Source organism: Caldisericia bacterium, assembly GCA_026414995.1.
GTDB lineage: Bacteria > Caldisericota > Caldisericia > B22-G15 > B22-G15 > JAAYUH01.
This window is the reverse complement of record JAOAHY010000043.1, coordinates 1-621: the sequence shown is the minus strand read 5'-3', so window position 1 is coordinate 621 and position 621 is coordinate 1. Positions and strand designations below refer to the sequence as shown.

General features: G+C 29.5%; 1 protein-coding gene. It reads right to left on the bottom strand.

Translation table 11 applies throughout. The features are described from left to right. Positions 1-562: site-specific DNA-methyltransferase (locus N3D74_06695; GenBank protein ID MCX8095851.1), on the bottom strand; the 562-nt coding region annotated here is incomplete at its 3' end. Between the last annotated feature and the right edge of the window lie 59 nt (positions 563-621).

The following is a 621-nucleotide window of genomic DNA, read 5'->3' as shown; positions in this document are numbered from 1 at the left end:
CAATTATTCTTTCTAATACAAATTCTGAATTTTCAGTTGGATAATTATATAGCCATGCATATCCAGGAATATCCGTCCAATCTGAATCTGCTGGTTCATGTTCACTTTGTAAATATTCAGGCATACCGATTACTTTTTCCCCTTTTATATTTAAATAAGTAATATCTTTATTTATCCTAATTCTTTTCTCTTTAGTGTATTTATCAATTTTATCTTGACTAAATGACCAATGTCTTCCTTTCGGTGGTAACAAAACTTTTCCTAATATTGTTCTTTCAGGTATTTTATATTCACTTGGTGAATGCATTGGAATCCAAACTTGTTGTTTTTCAGCACCACAATAAGAACATTTTCTTGGGCGTTTATATCCATTAAATATAAAATTTGCTGTTTTTGTATAATAAAAAATAGTGTCGGTTCTTTGGGCAAATTTATTTATTGATAATCCTTCTCTTGCTATCTTAGATCTATTGACAATAATCTCATTTCTAAAATTCTCTTTTCCAAAAATTTCATCCAGTAAGACTTTCATATAATGGCCAAAGTGATAGTCGATGCGCATATAGAAACTGCCATCATCAGTTAGTAATTCTCTTAATAAAATTATCCTTTGCCTTAACC